This is a genomic window from Brevundimonas phoenicis, from assembly GCF_047237745.1.
Classification (GTDB): Bacteria; Pseudomonadota; Alphaproteobacteria; order Caulobacterales; family Caulobacteraceae; genus Brevundimonas.
In genome coordinates this window covers 2,413,852-2,432,541 of record NZ_JBDFLN010000001.1, presented here as the reverse complement: position 1 = coordinate 2,432,541, position 18,690 = coordinate 2,413,852, and the positions used below count along the sequence as shown (strand labels likewise).

17 protein-coding genes and 2 tRNA genes are annotated in these 18,690 nt (G+C 65.2%); 4 read left to right on the top strand and 15 right to left on the bottom strand.

Annotated features, from left to right (window positions below; translation table 11 throughout):
* The first annotated feature begins 54 nt into the window (after positions 1–54).
* Positions 55–654: a hypothetical protein gene (locus ABC419_RS12185; RefSeq protein WP_412877313.1), complete on the top strand. Its 600-nt coding sequence runs from the start codon at positions 55–57 to the stop codon at positions 652–654.
* Here ABC419_RS12185 and ABC419_RS12180 read toward each other — a convergent pair whose 3' ends face one another.
* From ABC419_RS12180 to ABC419_RS12155, 6 genes are all read right to left on the bottom strand, one after another.
* The gene (locus tag ABC419_RS12180) at positions 655–1,326 is read right to left on the bottom strand and encodes an aquaporin (protein ID WP_313040976.1); all 672 of its coding nucleotides are present in this window, start codon (positions 1,324–1,326) and stop codon (positions 655–657) included. It abuts the gene before it with no gap.
* Between the two features lie 91 nt (positions 1,327–1,417).
* Positions 1,418–1,717, bottom strand: a complete 300-nt coding sequence (locus ABC419_RS12175; RefSeq protein ID WP_125900904.1) for a nucleoside triphosphate pyrophosphohydrolase family protein — start codon at positions 1,715–1,717, stop codon at positions 1,418–1,420.
* Complete coding sequence (locus tag ABC419_RS12170; protein WP_412877314.1) at positions 1,714–2,580, bottom strand: TIR domain-containing protein; 867 nt, start codon at positions 2,578–2,580, stop codon at positions 1,714–1,716. Before ABC419_RS12170 ends, ABC419_RS12175 begins: the two co-directional genes overlap by 4 nt.
* A 3-nt stretch (positions 2,581–2,583) precedes the next feature.
* A complete protein-coding gene (locus ABC419_RS12165) occupies positions 2,584–3,444 on the bottom strand; it encodes a thymidylate synthase (protein ID WP_412877315.1) in 861 nt (286 codons plus the stop codon).
* Between the two features lie 214 nt (positions 3,445–3,658).
* Positions 3,659–4,207 carry a DUF924 family protein gene (locus ABC419_RS12160; protein ID WP_200167406.1) on the bottom strand — a complete coding sequence of 183 codons (549 nt, stop codon included), beginning with the start codon at positions 4,205–4,207 and terminating at the stop codon, positions 3,659–3,661.
* A gap of 75 nt (positions 4,208–4,282) precedes the next feature.
* Positions 4,283–4,359 (bottom strand) — tRNA-Pro (locus ABC419_RS12155).
* A gap of 217 nt (positions 4,360–4,576) precedes the next feature.
* Here ABC419_RS12155 and ABC419_RS12150 point away from each other — a divergent pair.
* Both ABC419_RS12150 and ABC419_RS12145 read left to right on the top strand, forming a co-directional pair.
* Positions 4,577–4,650: transfer RNA gene (locus tag ABC419_RS12150), tRNA-Gln, on the top strand.
* Positions 4,651–4,964: 314 nt separating this feature from the next.
* The gene (locus ABC419_RS12145) at positions 4,965–6,311 is read left to right on the top strand and encodes a metal-dependent hydrolase family protein (RefSeq protein WP_412877317.1); all 1,347 of its coding nucleotides are present in this window, start codon (positions 4,965–4,967) and stop codon (positions 6,309–6,311) included.
* A 55-nt stretch (positions 6,312–6,366) separates the two neighbouring features.
* On the opposite strand, the gene ABC419_RS12140 is transcribed toward ABC419_RS12145, so the two are convergent.
* From ABC419_RS12140 to ABC419_RS12100, 9 genes are all read right to left on the bottom strand, one after another.
* Positions 6,367–7,518: an amidohydrolase gene (locus tag ABC419_RS12140; RefSeq protein ID WP_412877318.1), complete on the bottom strand. Its 1,152-nt coding sequence runs from the start codon at positions 7,516–7,518 to the stop codon at positions 6,367–6,369.
* Positions 7,519–7,603: 85 nt separating this feature from the next.
* Positions 7,604–10,270 (bottom strand): methionine synthase, encoded by a 2,667-nt coding sequence (gene metH, locus ABC419_RS12135; RefSeq protein WP_412878007.1) that lies wholly within the window; start codon positions 10,268–10,270, stop codon positions 7,604–7,606.
* Positions 10,270–11,346, bottom strand: a complete 1,077-nt coding sequence (locus tag ABC419_RS12130) for a homocysteine S-methyltransferase family protein (RefSeq protein ID WP_412877319.1) — start codon at positions 11,344–11,346, stop codon at positions 10,270–10,272. Before ABC419_RS12130 ends, metH begins: the two co-directional genes overlap by 1 nt.
* Positions 11,347–12,294, bottom strand: coding sequence for a methylenetetrahydrofolate reductase [NAD(P)H] (metF, locus tag ABC419_RS12125; RefSeq protein WP_412877320.1), 948 nt, complete (start codon positions 12,292–12,294; stop codon positions 11,347–11,349).
* The gene (locus ABC419_RS12120; RefSeq protein WP_412877321.1) at positions 12,294–13,256 is read right to left on the bottom strand and encodes an ArsR/SmtB family transcription factor; all 963 of its coding nucleotides are present in this window, start codon (positions 13,254–13,256) and stop codon (positions 12,294–12,296) included. The genes metF and ABC419_RS12120 overlap by 1 nt, the downstream gene beginning before the upstream one ends.
* A 136-nt stretch (positions 13,257–13,392) precedes the next feature.
* Positions 13,393–14,322 (bottom strand): 2-hydroxyacid dehydrogenase, encoded by a 930-nt coding sequence (locus ABC419_RS12115; protein WP_200167419.1) that lies wholly within the window; start codon positions 14,320–14,322, stop codon positions 13,393–13,395.
* A gap of 229 nt (positions 14,323–14,551) precedes the next feature.
* Positions 14,552–16,219: an energy-dependent translational throttle protein EttA gene (gene ettA / locus ABC419_RS12110; RefSeq protein WP_368924849.1), complete on the bottom strand. Its 1,668-nt coding sequence runs from the start codon at positions 16,217–16,219 to the stop codon at positions 14,552–14,554.
* Between the two features lie 113 nt (positions 16,220–16,332).
* Positions 16,333–17,262 (bottom strand): alpha/beta hydrolase, encoded by a 930-nt coding sequence (locus ABC419_RS12105; protein ID WP_412877322.1) that lies wholly within the window; start codon positions 17,260–17,262, stop codon positions 16,333–16,335.
* Between the two features lie 72 nt (positions 17,263–17,334).
* The gene (locus ABC419_RS12100) at positions 17,335–17,946 is read right to left on the bottom strand and encodes a TIGR02466 family protein (protein ID WP_412877323.1); all 612 of its coding nucleotides are present in this window, start codon (positions 17,944–17,946) and stop codon (positions 17,335–17,337) included.
* A 269-nt stretch (positions 17,947–18,215) separates the two neighbouring features.
* Here ABC419_RS12100 and rplM point away from each other — a divergent pair, with 269 nt between their 5' ends.
* Positions 18,216–18,689: a 50S ribosomal protein L13 gene (gene rplM, locus ABC419_RS12095; protein WP_172575532.1), complete on the top strand. Its 474-nt coding sequence runs from the start codon at positions 18,216–18,218 to the stop codon at positions 18,687–18,689.
* The last annotated feature ends 1 nt before the right edge of the window (position 18,690 follow it).

Sequence of the window (18,690 nt, the reverse complement as noted above, 5' to 3'; positions counted from 1 at the left end):
CTGATTGTCCGTTTGATGCTGGAACGTCACTTCCAAATGCCCTCGGAGCCCCGTGTGAACAAGTACGCCAAGCCGCTGATCGTCGGATTCATCGTCCTGCTGGTCGTTTCCTTCCTTCTCGGCTTCCTGGGCGGAGCGGTCGGTGCGGACCTGGGCGTGTTGCCGATGATGGCGGGCCTCTTCGCCGGCGCCTTCACGGCCTACATCATGGCCAATCTGGCGGGCAACCGGACCGGCGTCGCCGCGTCCGAGGCCGAACGCGCTAACGTCGCCAGCCTGACGCCGCCGCCCGGCAAGGCCCTGGTCATCGTCTATCGCGAGGGATTCGTGGCCATGGCGGCGGGCATGAACCTCGCGCTGGACGGCCGGGAGTTCGCCCAGATCAAGGGCGGCAAGTTCACCGCCGTCGCGGTGGATCCGGGCGAACACGAACTGGCCGCCGGCTTTGGCGGGTTGGCCGGTCCTCAGAACAACGCCGCGGTTGTCAGCTTTGTCGCGCGTGAAGGCATGTTCTTCGCCTATCGGGCCACGGTGTCGATGGGCGCGGTCAAGAACAGCGTCGTGCTCGTGCCCGCGCCCGAAGACAGGGACGCACTCAGCGCCAGGCTGGCGCGCATGCCGATGACGGCGCCGGACAGCGCCGCCTCGACCTGATCAGGCGTCCGGCTCGAGCAGTTTCGAGCGGAACAGCAGGCCGCCGATCACCGCGCCGATCGCCGGGGCGACGAAGAATACCCAGACCTGGCTCAGCGCCTGGCCTCCGACCAGCAGGGCGGGGCCGAAGCTGCGAGCCGGGTTGACCGACACGCCCGTCACCTGGATGCCGACAATGTGGATGACGGCCAGGGTGATGCCGATGGCGACCCCGGCGAAGGCCCCGTGTCCCTTGGCCCCCGTCACGCCCAGGATGGCGATCAGGAAGATGGCGGTGGCGACGACCTCGAAGATCAGGGCGGCGTGCAGGCCGTACCCGCCGGGTGATCCGGCGTCGAAGCCGTTCTGGCCCAGGCTGGCGAAGCCCGTCTTGGCGATCATGCCTAGGATGGCCGCGCCGATGATCGCGCCGATGAACTGGGCGATCCAGTAGACGACCATGTCCTTGGCGCTCATCCGTCCGGCGACAAAGGCGCCCAGGCTGACGGCCGGATTGACGTGGCAGCCCGACACCGGCCCGATGCCATAGGCCATGGCCACGATGGCGAAGCCGAAGGCCAGGGCGATGCCCAACTGCCCGACGTGATCGAACCCGCCCAGCACGGCGGCCCCGCATCCGAAAAGCACCAGAACCAGCGTGCCGACCAGTTCGGCGGCGAACTTCTTGACCATGGAACCCTCCCGTTTCCAGACACCGCCTGATGGCGGATCGCGGGGAGGGTGCGCTCAAACGGCCCAATTCGCCAGTCGTCGTTACGTGAGTTTACGTGTCAGCCCTCAACCAACTCAACCATTTGCGCTGCATTGCGGCGTTCAGGTCGACGCCGGCGCGGTCGCAATAGATCAGCAGCATGCCCAGAACATCCGCCGCCTCATCGGCCAGGGCTTGCGGGTCGGCGGCGCCGCGCGCGCGGCTGGTGAGGCGCAGATGCTCGGCAGTCAGCTCGCCCAGCTCTTCCTGCAGCTTCAGCAGGGCCCAATCGCGATCGCGGTCGATGGAATGCTCGCGCGCATAGATGTCGGAGATGCGCAGGACATCCGCTTGAAGATCGGTGAGTTTCAAAGCGTATCTCGTCGCCAGCGACGATCCAGCAAGGCGATGTATGGAGATGGATCCCAAGCGTCGTCGGCATGATTGGGAGGCGCGAGGTAGGTGAAAGCTCGGCCCCAGACATGCCGGACGGGTTGCTCGAATACGGGGCGAAGCCTGGCTTCATCGACCCTGCCCGAAAGCAACGCTTCGGCCATGGTGTTGAGGAAACCGAAGACAGCTTTGATCGCCGCCGTCGCCGATCCATCCTCATCTTCCACCATGTGCATGGGAATTGGGCTTCTGAGCCGCTCGCGGAAGGGGGCAAGATTTTCGCCAGCCCAGTCGGCGAGAAAGCGGTTGGTCAATCGCTGGATGTCGAGCGTGATGTCGGCGGGAGCCGAAGGCTTCGGCGCGGAATCGACACCGCGCCAGTGTGCGTCGGAGCGACGAATGACGCCAAGGATTTCATGACTGGCGGGCCCGAGGGCGGCGAGCAGCCTTCCGTCTCTGCGATCCGCCGCATAGCGTAATGGCTCCAGCCCCAGAAGATCGCTGGGCAGGTGGAGATTGGGCGCATCGCGCGGCGCTACGATGAAGCAGCGTTCAAGTCCGAGTGCACCGATAAATATTCCCAGCTCAAACAGGACATTGTCGCGAACAATAGCTTTCGTTTCGCCACGAATATCCGCCACGTCGTCCGGGGCGAAGACGAAGACTGCGAAATCGGTTCGAGCGGCTTCGGCAACAAGATCGACCAGCGTCTGACGCATCGGGCGAAACACGCCCTGATCCCAGACTGTTGGGTCAGATTCGTACTCAAGATTGCGTTGCAAGGCATAGGCGACATCCATCGCCTCGCGCGAGGAGCCGATGAACAGCGCGGGTCTGTCCATGTTTTATTTGGACACTTTGGCCGGGATATGCGGATGGGCCGCATAGCCGACGAGTTCAATGTCCTCATAGGCGTATTCAAAAATATCTCGCAGCTGTCGCTTGAGGTTGAGCTTCGGGAAATCCAAGGGCTGGCGAGTCAGTTGAAGGCGAGCCTGTTCAATATGGTTCAAATACAGGTGGGCGTCGCCGAAGGTGTGGACGAAATCGCCCGGCTCCAGCCCCACGACCTTGGCCAGCATGTGTGTCAGCAGGGCGTAGGAGGCGATATTGAACGGCACGCCCAGGAAAACGTCGGCCGACCGTTGATACAGCTGGCAGCTTAGCTTTCCGTCAGCGACGAAGAACTGGAACAGGCAGTGGCAGGGCGGCAGCGCCATGTCGTCCACATCGGCCGGGTTCCAGGCGCTGACGATGTGGCGGCGGCTGTTGGGATTGGTCTTCAGGCCGTGCACCAGCTTCTGGATCTGGTCGATGCTCGCGCCGTTCGGGGCTGCCCAGGAGCGCCACTGCTTGCCATAGACGGGGCCAAGGTCGCCGTTCGCGTCGGCCCATTCGTCCCAGATGCTGACGCCGTTGTCCTTCAGCCAGGCGATGTTGGTTTCACCGCGCAGGAACCACAGCAGCTCGATGAAGATCGACCGCGTATGCAGCTTCTTCGTCGTCAGCAGGGGGAAGCCCTTGGACAGGTCGAAGCGCATCTGGCGGCCGAAAACACCCAGGGTGCCGGTGCCGGTGCGGTCGTCACGCCTCACGCCGTTGTCGAGGATATCCCGCAGCAGGTTCAGATACTGCCACTCGGGGTGGTCGGCGGGCGCGGCCGCCGTGCGGGCTTCGAGATCGGCGAGGGCGACGGCGGCGTTCATGGCGACAAGGATGCCGCTGATTCGTGCTCGAGGGCAGGCGCCTGATTCGCTTGCTCACAGAAAAGAGAAACGCCCGCCGATCGAACCAACGGGCGCCTCTCCCTATGAGCGGCAGGCGATACGCTTAGTGTGCGGGCGTCAGACGCTCGTTCTGCACCCAGCCGATGTTGTCGTCGCCGTCCAGAAATTTAGGACAACCAAAAGTGCCTAGATGTCATCCGGAAAAACCGCCTGAAACCAAAAACTCGTCCTCCTGAGGCGTGGTGCTGCGATACAGGCAGGCGTTTCTGTGGGGAAAGCGCCCGAAACGGGCGATGATGTCGCGGTGGATGACGGCGAACCTGTAGGTTTCCGCTTCACGTTCTTCGTCTAGGAGGGTCAGCAATCGTTCCTGATCCTCCAAGGATTCGGCGTGCATCATGGGCATCAGCATGAAGGCGCGTAGTTCCGAGGGGAGCTTGCTGTCATGGCCTCGTCGGATCGCCTCCTTGGCGAATCCGAGGGCCAATGGATCGGTTGCGAACATATGGGCCGTGCCGCGAAAGGCGTTTCGAGGCAGTTGATCCAATAGAATGATCAGAGCGAGCGCCGACGCGGGCGCCTCGATCCAGTGATCCAGTTCGCGTCGCGCGGCGGCGTAGTGGGTGTCGCAACAGCGATCAGTGAAGGCGCGGTCGAAAGCGGCGTCCTTGGCGAACCATTTATCCGGTCCAGCGTCGGACCAGAAATCCAGCACTTCAGTCGAGGAAAGGAGTCGCGTCATGCTGCAAGCCTAGCAGCAGGGCGTGAAAAGGCACGAGCTGAGCGGTGTCGCCTACATTCACATTTTAAGGAAAGATGGTCGGAGTGATAGGATTCGAACCTACGACCCCCGCGTCCCGAACGCGGTGCTCTACCAGACTGAGCCACACTCCGACTTTCGCAATCACACGTGCCGTGGGCCGCCGCTTGCGTCGAGGAGGGGGCTTATAGCCATGCCGACCGGCCCTCGCAAGCGGGTAAATGAGGCTCCGGAAAAAAGTCTCGGGTCGATGAAATTTCTTTCGTTTTCAGGTGTTGCATCCCCCGGAGCCTTGGCGTAGATGACCGCTCCTCGCCGCGACGCACTGCGGCGGCGGGAACACCGGACCGCTGGGGAATGGTGTAATGGTAACACTACGGTTTTTGGTACCGTCATTCTAGGTTCGAGTCCTAGTTCCCCAGCCATCGGTTTTCGCTGAAGAAATCGCCCTTCGGGGCGTCCCTCCGAACATCATGACCTCAAGCTTCGCGGCGAAGAGCAACCGTCGTCGCCGACGGATGGTCGCGGCCTATGAAATCCCCCCGACCGTTTGCGGAATCGAAATAGCGTAGCCGTTCTTATCGCGTTGGCATGCGGCCATGGCCGCTCGATTGGTGAGGATGTGCTCTTGAAGACCTGGTTCGGCGGAATCGCGCAGCAGCGGCCTCTGCAACATGGCGTGACCTGCGCCTGTCATTCTCCCCAGGCGCAAAAACTGCTGGCCCGAATGGAAGCCGGCATGTCGCGGCGCTCCATTCTGGCTGGTGCGGCGGCGGGCTTCGCCGCGGCCGGGCTTGGCGTCGCTTCGCCGGCGTTCGCCCAGGCGTCGGCCAAGCCGCGCCTGCTCGCCAATGTGAGGATCTTCGACGGAGCGAGCGCCCGCCTGATCGAAGGCCGCAACGTCCTCATCGTCGGCGACATGATCCAGGCCCTGGTTCCGGCGGACGAGATTGTCGCGGACGCCGATGTCGTGGATTGCGGCGGACGTATTCTGATGCCGGGCATGATCGACGCCCACTGGCACGCCATGCTGGCGGGCATTTCCCAGATGGCGGCGATGACCGCCGATATGCCCTATCTGCACCTCGTGGCGGCTCAGGAAGCCGAACGCACGGTGATGCGGGGTTTCACGACCGTTCGCGACATGGGCGGCCCCAGCTTTGCGTTGAAGCGGGCGATTGACGAAGGTCGTTTCGCCGGGCCGCGCATCTATCCGTCGGGCTCGATGATCTCCCAGACCTCGGGTCATGGCGACTTCCGGATGCGGGCTGATCTGCCCCGGACATCCCAAAGCACGCTCAGCGTCGCCGAACAGGCTGGAATCGCCGCCATCGCCGACGGCGAGGCCGAGGTGCTGCGCCGTGTGCGTGAGCAGTTGATGCTCGGCGCCAGCCAGATCAAGATCCACGCAGGCGGCGGTGTCGCCTCGACCTATGATCCGGTCGACGCCCTGCAATATACGGAAGCCGAGATGAAGGCGGCGGTGGCCGCCGCTACAGATTGGGGCGTCTATGTCTGCGCCCACACCTATACGCCGGCAGGCATCCAGCGGGCGGTCGCCAGCGGCGTGAAGTCCATCGAGCATGGACAGATGGCGGACGAGGAGACCGTGCGACGCATGGCGGACGCCGGCGCCTGGTGGAGCATCCAGCCCTTCCTGGCCGATGAGGACGCTAATGTTTACCCCTCGCCTGAGCAGCGCGCCCAACAGCAGACCATTGCTGAGGGCACGGCTCGCGCGGTCGAATGGGGTCGCAAGCACAAGGTCAACATGGCCCTGGGCACGGATATCCTGTTCAGCCCCAAGGGTACGACGACGCAGGGCAAGCAACTGGCCAAGTTCGCGCGCTGGTATGGCGCGGCGGAAGTGCTGCGGATGCTGACGGGCGGCAACGCAGAGATTCTGAGCCTGTCAGGGCCGCGTAATCCCTATCCGGCGAAGTTGGGGCGTATCGAGGCAGGCGCCTATGCCGACCTTCTGGTGGTCGAGGGCGATCCGTTGACGGACATCTCGGTGATCGCGGACCCCGACCGCACGATGAAGCTGATCATGAAGGCCGGACGCGTCCACAAGAACACGCTTTAAGGATCAGGGGCGACGGGGCATGATCCTATGTCTCGCCGCCGACCGCCTGACCTCGTCAGGTCAGGCGATCTTCCACGATCCGCGCGAAGATCGATGACGCGACCGGCAGGACGGCGTCGTTGAAGTCATAAACGGTTTGATGGACCATTGGCCCGCCCTGGCCAAAGAACATGTAAGCCCCGGGCGCGTGCTGCAGCATGTAGGCGAAGTCGTCGGTGAAGGGGTAGGGTTTCAAGTCGCGCAGCACCTTGTCCGCGCCCAACACGGAGGCGCAGGCGTCGGCGGCGAGGGCGGCTTGGTCCGGAGCGTTGATGCAGGGCGGCACGCCTGCGATTTCGGTCATGGTGATGGTGCAGCCGGTCATCCGGCTGACGCCGTCGCAGATGGCCTGAAGCTGGTTCCACATGGTTTCGATCACCTCGGGCGAGGTGGCGCGCAGGGTGCCCGCCAGGCTGGCCTCGTGCGGCACGACGTTGTGCGAGGCGCCGGCCTGCAGCTTGGTCACTGTGATCAGGGCCGGTTCCATCGGATCGACATGACGGCCGATGATGGACGAGATTTCCGAGGCGACGCGGACGGCGGCCTGTAGGGGATCCTTGGTCTTGTGCGGGGCGGCGCCGTGGCCGCCGACGCCCTGGATGTCGATGTCCCAGATCTTGTAGCCGTTCAAGGTCGCGCCTGGACGCACCGCCGCCTCTCCGAACGGCAGCAGGGGCATGTTGTGATAGGCGTAGATTTCGTCGCACGGATAGCGGTCGAACAGGCCGTCGTCGATCATGGCTTTGGCGCCCAGGCCGTTCTCCTCGGCGGGCTGGAAGATCAGGACGACGCGCCCGCGCGAGGGCGGATTGGCCGCCAGGTGGCGGGCGACGCCCAGCAGGGTCGCCGTGTGGCCGTCGTGGCCGCAGGCGTGCGAGACGCCGGGCTTGGTCGAGGCGTGCTCGGCGCCGCTGTCGTCGTTCATGGGCAGGGCGTCCATGTCGGCGCGCAGGCCGATGGACGGGCCGGGCTCGCGTCCCTGAACCACCGCCACAACACCCGCGCCGCCGATGCCGCCTTCAGGCGACAGACCCATGTCCTTGAGGGCGTCGAAGACGATCTTCGCCGTGCGGCTTTCCTCGCCCGACAGCTCGGGGTGGGCGTGGAAATCCCGACGCCAGGCGGTCATGTCCGAGGCGAGAGCGGCGAGGGCGGGCAGGGGCTTCATAGGTCTCAGGCATCCGGCGAAAAAGACGACGTCCTGACCCTTAGCACCGCCGCGCTGTCGGGGACATGGCGGCCCCGGTCGCGGGTCAGGCGGCGTCGTCTCGTCCGATGGCGGCCGGATCGTAGTTCAGGATCGGCGCCAGCCAGCGCTCGGCCGTCTCCACCTCCCAGCCCTTGCGGGCGGCGTAGTCCTCGACCTGGTCGCGATCGATCTTGCCGACGCCGAAGTAGTGGCTGCCCGGATGGCCGAAGTAGAGGCCGCTGACCGAGGCGGGCGGGGTCATGGCGAAGGATTCCGTCAACTCCATCCCGGCGTTGGCGCCTGCGTCCAGCAGCCGGAACAGGGTCGCCTTCTCCGTGTGGTCGGGCTGGGCCGGATAGCCGGGTGCGGGGCGGATGCCCTGATACTTCTCCTCGATCAGATCCTGCACCGAAGTCTGTTCGTCGGGAACATAGCCCCACAGCTGGGTGCGGACTTCCTTGTGCAGCCGCTCGGCGAAGGCCTCGGCCAGACGGTCGGCCAGGGCCGTGGCCATGATGGCGGAATAGTCGTCGCCAGCCGCCTTGAACTCGGCCGCCTTTTCCAGCTCGCCATGACCGGCGGTGACGGCGAAGGCGCCCAGATAGTCAGCGCCGTCCTCGGCCACAAAGTCGGACAGGCACAGGTTCGGCTTGCCGTTGGACTTCTTGATCTGCTGGCGCAGGCCGTGGAAGCAGGCGGCTTCTGTCGTGCGGGTTTCGTCGGTCCAGACGATCACGTCGTCGTCGCGGGCGTTGGCGGGCCAGAAGCCGACGACGCCCTTGGCCGTGAACCACTTCTCTTCGACGATGCGCTTCAGCATGGCCTGGGCGTCGCGGAACAGATCCTGCGCCGCCTCGCCGACGATCTCGTCTTCCAGGATCAGCGGATAGCGACCGATCAGCTCCCAACTGGCGAAGAAGGGCGTCCAGTCGATGTGGTCGGCCAGATCCTGAAGATCCCATGCCTCATAGGCGCGCACGCCGAGGAAGGAGGGCACCGGGGCCGGGCGTTGCGCCTCATCGGGCCGCCAGCGGTTGTCGCGCGCCTGTTGCAGCGAGGCGCGGGCCTTCACCTCCTGGCCGCGGGCGTATTGCTCGCGGATGCGGACGTATTCGTCGCGGGTGGCCGCCTCGTTCTTCGCCCGGTCGGTCGGGGACAGCAGGCCCGACACCACGCCGACCGCCCGGCTGGCGTCGATGACATAGGTGGTCGAACCCTTGCGATAGCCGGGCTCGATCTTGACTGCCGTATGGGTGCGGCTGGTGGTGGCCCCGCCGATCAGCAGGGGAATGTCGAAGCCGCGCCGCTCCATCTCACGGGCGACGAAGACCATCTCGTCCAGCGAGGGGGTGATGAGGCCGGACAGGCCGACGATGTCGACCTTGTGCTCGACGGCGGCGTCCAGGATGCGGTCGGCCGGGACCATGACGCCCAGATCGACGACCTCGTAGTTGTTGCACTGAAGCACGACGCCGACGATGTTCTTGCCGATGTCGTGGACGTCGCCCTTGACCGTGGCCATCAGGATCTTGCCCGCCGCCTTGCGTTCCTGACCGGCCTTTTCGGCCTCCATGAAGGGTTCGAGGTGGGCGACGGCCTGCTTCATCACCCGCGCCGACTTCACCACCTGCGGCAGGAACATCCGGCCCGAGCCGAACAGGTCGCCGACCACGTTCATGCCGTCCATCAGGGGGCCTTCGATGACGTGCAGCGGACGTTCGGACGCCTGGCGGGCTTCCTCCGTGTCCTCGACGATGTAGTCGGTGATGCCGTGAACCAGGGCGTGTTCGATGCGCTTGGCGACCGGGGCGTTGCGCCATTTCAGGTCCACGACCTTGGCCGCGCCCTTCTCGCCCTTGTAGCGGGGCGCCATGTCCACCAGCCGCTCGGTGTTGGACACATTCGTCCGCTGCGGCCGGTTCAGGATCACGTCCTCGACCGATTCGCGCAGTTCGGCGTCGATGTCGTCATAGACGGGCAGGTCGCCCGCGTTGACGATGCCCATGTCCAGACCGGCGTTGATGGCGTGGTACAGGAAGACGCTGTGGATCGCGCGGCGCACCGGCTCATTGCCGCGGAAGCTGAATGAGACGTTCGACACCCCCCCCGAGACGCGGGCGTGGGGCAGGGTCTTTTTGATCGCGCGGACCGCCTCGATGAAGTCGACGGCGTAGTTGTCGTGTTCCTCGATCCCCGTCGCCACGGCGAAGATGTTGGGATCGAAGATGATGTCCTCGGGCGGGAAGCCGACCTCATTGACCAGAATGTCGTAGGCGCGGGTGCAGATTTCGATCTTGCGCGCGGCGGTGTCGGCCTGGCCCGCCTCGTCAAAGGCCATGACCACGACGGCGGCTCCGTAGCGCAGACACTGGACGGCGTGGTGGCGGAAGGCGTCCTCGCCCTCCTTCATCGAGATCGAGTTGACGATCGGCTTGCCCTGCACGCACTTCAGGCCCGCTTCGATCACCTCCCATTTGGAGCTGTCGATCATGATCGGCACGCGGGCGATGTCGGGCTCGGCCGCGATCAGGTTCAGGAAGGTGCGCATGGCGACGGGGCCGTCCAGCAGGCCCTCGTCCATGTTGACGTCGATGACCTGGGCGCCCGCCTCGACCTGCTGGCGCGCGACCGACAGGGCGGCGGTGTAGTCGCCGTCGACGATGAGCTTTCGGAATTTGGCCGAGCCGGTGACGTTGGTCCGCTCGCCGACGTTGATGAAGACAGGACGCATCACGACACCAGTTCGAACGGTTCCAAGCCCGACAGGCGCAGAGCTGTGGGGCGCTCCGGCACGGCGCGCGGGGTCACGTCCGCGACCTCCTCAGCAACGTGGCGGATGTGGTCGGGGGTGGTGCCGCAGCAGCCGCCGACGATGTTGACGAGGCCCGACTGCGCCCATTCCTCCAGGAAGTGGGCCGTCTCGTGCGGCTGTTCGTCATACTGGCCCATGGCGTTGGGCAGGCCCGCGTTGGGATAGGCGCTGACCAGGGTGTCGGCGACGCGGCTCAGTTCGGCGATGTGCGGCCGCATCAGCTCGGCGCCTAGGGCGCAGTTGAAACCGACGGCGAACGGTCTGGCGTGGCGCACCGAGTTCCAGAAGGCCTCGGCCGTCTGGCCGCTGAGGGTGCGGCCCGAGCGGTCGGTGATGGTCCCCGAGATCCACAGGGGCAGGGGTTCCAGCCCCTCGTCCTCCAGATCCTTGATCGCCTTGATCGCGGCCTTGCAGTTCAGGGTGTCGAACACCGTCTCGATCAGGAAGATGTCGACGCCGCCGTGGTGCAGCGCGCGCGCCTGCTGCTTATAGGCCTCATAGACCTCGTCATAGGTGACGGCGCGATAGCCGGGGTCGTTGACGTCGGGGCTCAGCGACAGGGTGCGGTTGGTCGGGCCGATGGCGCCGGCGACGAAGCGGGGCTTGTGCGGCTCTTTTTCCGTCCAGCGATCGGCGACCTCGCGCGCGATGCGGGCGCCTTCATAGTTCAGGTCATAGACCGCCTCTTCCAGACCGTAATCCGCCTGCGCGATGGTGGTCGAGGAGAAGGTGTTCGTCTCCGAAATATCGGCCCCGGCGGCGTAATAGACGTCGTGCAGGTCGGCGACGATGTCAGGCCGCGTCAGGATCAACAGGTCGTTGTTGCCCTTCTGCGGATGGTTGTGGTCGCGGAAACGCTCGCCGCGGAAGTCCTCTTCCGTCAGATCGCGGCGCTGGATCATCACGCCCCAGCTGCCGTCCAGCACCAGGATGCGCTCCTTCGCCGCCGCGTGCAGGGCGGCGATCCGTTCGGCGCGGGTGAGGGGGGAAGTCATCTACGCAACAGCCTTGGTTTCGCGCACGCCCAGCACCCGGCAGATCGCATAGACCAGCTCGGCCCGGTTCAGGGTGTAGAAGTGGAAGTCCGAGAAGCCCTCTTCCTGCAGGCGGGCGCAGGTCTCGGCGGCGATGGAGGCGGCCAGCAGCTTGCGGGTCTCCGGGTCGTCGTCCAGCCCGTCGAAATGACCCGCCAGCCAGTCGGGCAGGGCCGCGCCGCACGCCGCCGTCATCCGCTTCAGGCCCGCAAAGTTGGACACCGGCATGACGCCGGGGATCAGCGGAATGGTCACGCCCGCCGCCCGCACCCGGTCACGGAAGCGCAGGAAGGCCTCGATGTCGAAGAAGAACTGGGTCACGGCGCGCGTGGCGCCGGCGTCTACCTTGGCCTTCAGCACCTCGATGTCGTGGTCGATGGACGGGCTTTCCGGGTGCTTTTCCGGATAGGCGCCGACCGTGACCTCGAACCCGCCGATGCGGCTGAGGGCGACGGTCAGTTCGGTGGCGTTGGCGTAGCCGTCGGTGCGCGGCGTATAGGCGCCGCCGATGCCTGCGGAACCGGGCGGGTCGCCGCGCAGGGCGACGATGTGATCGACGCCGATGGCCTTATAGCCTTCGATGACCTCATCGACCTCGGCGCGGCTGGCCTCGACGCAGGTCAGGTGGGCGGCGGGGCGCAGGGTGGTCTCGCTGATGATGCGCTGGACGGTGCGGTGGGTCCGCTCGCGCGTCGAGCCGCCCGCCCCATAGGTGACGGAGACGAAGGCCGGATTCAGCGGTTCCAGCCGTCGGATCGCTGACCACAGATTGGCCTCGGCCGCGTCCGTCTTGGGCGGAAAGAACTCGAAGGAGACGTTGACGCTGCTGCGGTTGGAACCGGCGCGCGCGACTGGGCCCAGCGGCGACAACAGCAGGGCGCGGGCTTCGGCGAGAGAGGAGGGGGCCATCAGGCGCTCTTTCGGGCAGGGCTCGCGGCGCGCTCGCCGGTCCAGATGTGAACAGTCAGGCCCTCGGTGTCGGGGGGCAGGGCGATGGGCGCCGAGGGGGTCAGGCCCGCCTTGGTCAGCCATTCGCGAATCTCGGTGTCGGCGAAGCCCAGACGGCGGTGCTGGTGCGCCTCGCGCAGGTGTTCGAACTTGTGGGGGGCGAAGTCGACGATCAGCAGCTTGCCGCCCGGCATGACCAGACGCGCGGCCTCGGCCACGGCGGCGGCGGGATCTGCGAGGTAGTGCAGCACCTGATGGACGATCACCAGGTCGGCGCTTTCGTGAGGCAGGCGGGTCGAGAAGATGTCGCCGTGGCGCAATTCGACCTTGTCCAGCCCGGCCTTGGAGACGTTGGCGCGGGCGATGTTCAGCATGTTCTGCGACAGGTCGAGGCCGACCGACATCTTCGCCTTCCTGCCGAACAGGGTCAGCATCCGGCCAGAGCCGGTGCCCAGGTCCACCACGCGCTCGAACGGGCCGGACCCGGCCGCGCGCGCGACCGCCGCCTCGACCGCGCTTTCGCAGACATAGAGGCTGCGCATCTGGTCCCACTGGGGCGCGATCTGCTCGAAATAGCGGGCGGCGTCGATGGCGCGCTCCTTGCGCACCTCGTCCAGACGGCGATGGTCGGCCTCGCCCTCGCCGTCGTCCAGCAGGTCCAGAACAGTGTCGATCAGACGCCGCGACAGGGCGTCGTGCGACAGGCGGTAGAAGACGCGCGCGCCGTCGGGAAATCGCTCGATCAGACCGGCGTCGGCCATCAACTTCAGATGGCGCGAGACACGCGGCTGGCTCTGGTCCAGAACCCGCGACAGCTCCATCACCGACAGCTCTTCCGCAGCCAGCAGGGACAGGACGCGCAGGCGGGTCGGTTCGCCGGCGGCGCGCAGGGCTTCTACAGTCTGGTCAGCGGTCAGTGTCATAAGTCGTATAAAGATATCCTTATACGCTTATGCAAGCAAAATCTGGTCGCGCGGGTCTTCTATGGGCGTAATGCAGGCACGGATCGTTCTTTGCGTGTCTGGAATGGGGGGCGAGACAGCCCGGTGGAGCAGAGTTTCAGTCTGCGACAGGCGTCTTCAGCGGCTCATCGGCAAAGTGGGCCGAGAGATTCTCCAGAAGCAGCATCAGCATCCCCTGCACCGCTTCGGTCGTGGCGCCGCCGGTATGGGGCGTCAGGACGGTGTTGGGCACGCCCGCCCAGCGCGCCGCTTCGGTCGGCTCCTGGGCGAAAACGTCTAGCGCGGCGCCGCCCAGTCGGCCGTCCTTCAGGGCGGTGATGACGGCGTCCTCATCGACCAGTTGCCCGCGCGCGACATTGACCAGCAGGCCTGCTGGACCCAGGGCCTCGATCACCTCGGCCGAGATCAGACCCCGATTGTTCTCATCCGCCCGACAGGCGACGACGAGAATGTCGGAACGGCGCGCAAGGTCGATCAGACTGTCGGCACGGGGCCAGGCGGCTTCTTTCTGGCGCGGGCCCCACCAACGGATCTCCATCCGCATGACTTCGGCGCGTCTCGCCACGGCCTCGCCGATATGGCCCAGGCCGACGATTCCCAGCCTCTGGCCGCTCAGGGAGGTGGTGATGCTGCGGCTGGACAGGCTCCATTGGCCGGCCCGGACCGTGCGGTCGCCCTCGGCGATCTGACGCCGCGCGGCCAGGATCAGGCCGATGGCGTGGTCGGCCACGTCTTCGTGGTTCACGCCGGGCGCATGGGTGACGGGCAGGCCGCGCGCGCGGCACCAGTCGACGTCGATGCCGTCGTATCCGGCGGTGAAGCAGGCGATCAGCGACAGATTGGGCAGGCGCTCGATCAGGGCCTTGTCCAGCTCGAACTCGCCCGCGACGATCAGAACGCGGATGTCATGCGCGGCCTCGATCGGCGGGCCTTCCCAGAAGCGATAGACATCGTAGGCGCCTTCCAGAAAGGCGCTCAGCGGGGCCAGATGCCGCTGCATGATCAGGACGGCGGGACGCTGGGTCATGGAGACAGACTATCCCGCTTTCGTCGGAGCGCCAGCCTTCTCATTCACTCAATACCGCTCATCCCCGCGGACGCCGGGATCCAGTTCTTTGGCGACAAGCGTGGTGTTCGACCTATGGCGGCTTGGTTCTTACTGGATCCCGGCGTCCGCCGGGATGAGCGGGAGGGTAGGGCATAGAAAAACGGCCCCCCGATCGCTCGGAGGGCCGCTTGTCAATCTGTCAGCTGGATCAGCGACCGAACTTCTGGTGCTGAATACGCTTGGGAATGATGCTGTCCGCGCCCAGGCGGCGCATCTTGTCCTGTTCGTAGGCTTCGAAGTTGCCCTCGAACCATTCGACGTGGCCGTCGCCTTCGAAGGCGAGGATGTGGGTGGCCAGACGGTCCAGAAACCAGCGGTCGTGGCTGATGACCACGGCGCAGCCCGCGAACTCTTCCAGCGCCTCTTCGAGGTTCTGCAGGGTTTCGATGTCCAGATCGTTGGTCGGTTCGTCGAGCAGGATCAGGTTGCCGCCGGTGGCCAGGGTCTTGGCCAGATGGACGCGGTTGCGCTCACCGCCCGACAGTTGGCCGACCTTCTTCTGCTGGTCGCCGCCCTTGAAGTTGAACGAGCCGACATAGGCGCGGGTGTTAATCTCGCGCTTGCCGACCATCATGATGTCGGTGCCGCCCGAGATGGCCTGCCAGATGGTGTCGTCCGGCTTCAGGTCGTCGCGCGATTGGTCGACATAGGCCAGCTTGACCGTTTCGCCGACCTTGATCGTGCCGCCGTCAGGGGTTTCCTGGCCGGTGATCAGCTTGAACATGGTCGACTTGCCGGCTCCGTTCGGGCCGATCACGCCGACGATGCCGTTGGGCGGCAGCTTGAAGGTCAGGTTGTCGAACAGCGTCTTGTCGCCATAGGACTTCTTCAGACCGTCGACTTCCAGCACGACGTTGCCCAGACGCGGGCCGGGTGGGATCTGGATGACGGCGAAGGACTGGGCCTGACGCGAGTTTTCCTGCTCGGCGACCATCTTCTCATAGGCGGCCAGACGGGCCTTGGACTTGGCCTGACGGGCCTTGGCGCCCGAGCGGACCCATTCCAGTTCGCGGGTGAGGGCGCGCTGGCGGGCTTCGGATTCCGACTGTTCCTGCACGACGCGCTTCTGCTTGGCTTCCAGCCACGAGGAATAGTTGCCCTCGTGCGGGTGGCCCTTGCCGCGGTCCAGCTCCAGCGTCCACTTCGTCACCTGATCCAGGAAGTAACGGTCGTGGGTCACCAGGATGACGCAGCCGGGGAAGTTCTCCAGGTGGTGCTGCAGCCAGGCGACGGATTCGGCGTCCAGGTGGTTGGTCGGTTCGTCCATCAGCAGCATGTCGGGCTTCGACAGCAGCAGGCGGGCCAGCGCTACGCGGCGCTTTTCACCGCCGGACAGGTTGGTGACTTCCCAGTCGTCCGGCGGGCAGCGCAGGGCACCCATGGCCTGATCGATGCGGCTGTCGATGTCCCAGACGTCGCCGGCGTCGATCTTCTCCTGGAGGGCGGTCATCTCCTCCATCAGCTCGTCGGTGTAGTTTTCGCCCAGTTCGGCGGCGACTTCGTTGAAGCGGTTGACCCACTGCTTCTCTTCGCACCAGGCCTCGACGTTCTGGCGCACGTTCAGCGCCGGATCGAGGTGGGGCTCCTGCTCCAGATAGCCGCGCTTGACGCCGTCGGCGGCGCGGGCCTCGCCCTGAAACTCGCTGTCCAGACCGGCCATGATCTTCAGCAGGGTGGATTTACCCGAGCCGTTGACCCCGACGACGCCGATCTTGGCGTCGTTGTAGAAGCTCAGCCAGATGTTCTCGAAGATCTTTTTGCCGCCGGGGAAGGTCTTGGTCAGACCCTGCATCTGGAAGATATATTGCTGCGCCATACGTCGCGTCGCGCCCTTGATTCAGTGCGGATGGGGAAGTTGACGGGGGATGTAGCGATCCCGACGCCTTTGGGCAAATCTTCGGATAGGCGCGCGGCTTTTCGGAGGCGGTCTCAGCGAGCGGGAAGCACGGTCTCAAGAGCGCGCGTGAAGCCGACGGGGGCGACGGTCAGGTGGTCCTCATCCTCCAGCACCACGGAGCTGACTTTCAGGCCGGGATAGCCGCGCGATTCCAGGTTGCGGTGCAGCGCCTGCATGTCGCCGACCATGTCGGCGTCGCTGTTACGGCGCGTCGGGCCGGGCTTCTCGTGACCGCCCACATACATGAAGACCTGGGCGTTCAGATCGCGATGATTGCGGGCGTAGTCGGCCTCGACCCCCATCATGTAGCCCTTGTCGTACCAGAGCGACGGACTGCCCAGGACGTAGGACTGGAACATCGCCGGGTCGCTGAACAGGATCTGGGCGCCCAGCAAGCCGCCGTAGGAGTGGCCCAGCAGGACGCGGTGCGCCGGGTCGGCGCGGAACGTCTTCTCGATGAAGGGCAGGGCCTGGGTCTTCAGATAGGTCTGATAGGCCGCGCCGCCGCCATGCACGGCGGCGCCTGAGCTGCGCGGGCCGTTGGGCGTCGGCGTATAGTCGCGGCGGCGGCTGTCGGCGCCCTTGTCGCCGTCGGCGTAGGACAGGCCGACCAGGATGAACTCCTGCACGACCGGTCCCTCCAGATTCACGCGCCTGGCGATCTGGCGGATGATGGGGAAGGCGTAGTCGGCGTCGGTGACATAGAGCGTGGGATAGCGGCGGCCGGGGTTGGCTTCATAGCCGGCGGGCAGGCTGACGAAGACCTGATAGTTCCGCCCGGACACGGGATCGGGCACGCTCCAGACCTGGGTGCCGGTCAGGACATAGGGCGCGCCTTCGGTCGCGGCGATGGGTTCAACGGCACGTACGGTCCGAGCATCCGCCTTTTCGCCGCACGCGCCCAGAAGCAGGGCGCCTGTCGTGAACATGGCGATCGCCGCCGCCGCGCTGAAAACCCGCATCCATTCCCTCCAAAGCTTCGCCGTTGACGCAAGGTTCGGGGCAAATGCGGCGAGGGAAGGGCGAACCGGGCGTCAGGCGTAGTTGAAGCTGATCGAGATGCGTTGTTCGGCGGCGCGGTTGGCGGGCACTTCGTGACGCAGCCAGCTTTCCCACATCAGCACCGTGCCGGGCGCGGGTTTCAGATAGACGAAGGGCTGCTCGGCCTCGCCGGCGGCGGCGGTCAGGCCGGGGCGGGACATCATCATGACCAGGCGCGGGTCTTCGATCTTCAGCGAAGAGGCGCCGTCAGGCACATGGATGTAGATGGTGCCGGACAGGACGGCGTGCGGGTGGATGTGGCCGGTGTGACCGCCGCCGGGCATCAGGACATTGACCCACAGATTGTCGAGCCGCAGCTTCTTGGCCAGGTCGAAATGCAGGCTCTCGGCGAAGCTCGCCGCGTGCTTGTCCAGCAGCTTCTTCAGCTCGGCGAACTCGGGGAACCGTTGCGGCAGGTCGTTGATCGAGCCGTAGGAGGTGTAGCCCGGATAGTGGTTGGCCCGGCACCACTCGATCCCGGCCTCGTCCTCCTCGGCCATGACCAGGCAGAGGTCCAGTAGTTCTTCATGCAAATCGCTCCAGCCGCGCCCAGCACTGACAAAAGCTTCATAGACTTGGGTCGGGAACAGCGAGCGAAGGGCCATGACTGGCGATTACCGCGTCTGGATTCCTGCGAGAAGATGAAAACGCCTGGGCTGTGACCGAGCGATGTTGCAAGGGGCGGGGCGGTTTGAGCGGCAATGATCGGGTATTTTGATACCGCTCATAAAAAGTGATTATATATCAGTTAGATAGGTTGTTATCGGCATCAACACTGGCATTGACCTCTGATTAGGGAACCTCTATCACCCCGGCCTCCGCCTGATCCATTTGGTTCGGGCCGCGTTTTTCGTCTTCCAGGACCCTCATCATGCTGAAGAGCACTACGGCTTCGCTGAAGCCGGCCGAGGTCGAGAAGAAGTGGATCCACATCGACGCCGAAGGCGTCGTCGTGGGCCGCCTCGCGACCTTCATCGCCAACCGTCTGCGCGGCAAGCACCTGCCGACCTACACCCCGCACGTTGACTGCGGCGACTACGTCGTCGTCACCAACGTCGACAAGGTGGTGTTCACCGGCAAGAAGACCACCGACAAGGTCTACTATCGCCACACCGGCCACCCGGGCGGCATCAAGGAAACCACCCCGGAGAAGGTTCTGGGCGGTCGTTTCCCTGAGCGCGTCCTGGAAAAGGCCGTTGAGCGCATGCTGCCCAAGGAGTCGCCGCTGGCTCGCAAGCAGATGACCCACCTGCGCCTGTTCGCCGGCGCGGCGCACGAACACGAAGCCCAACAGCCCACGACCATCGACTTCAAGTCGATGTCGTCCAAGAACACCCGGAGCGCCTGAG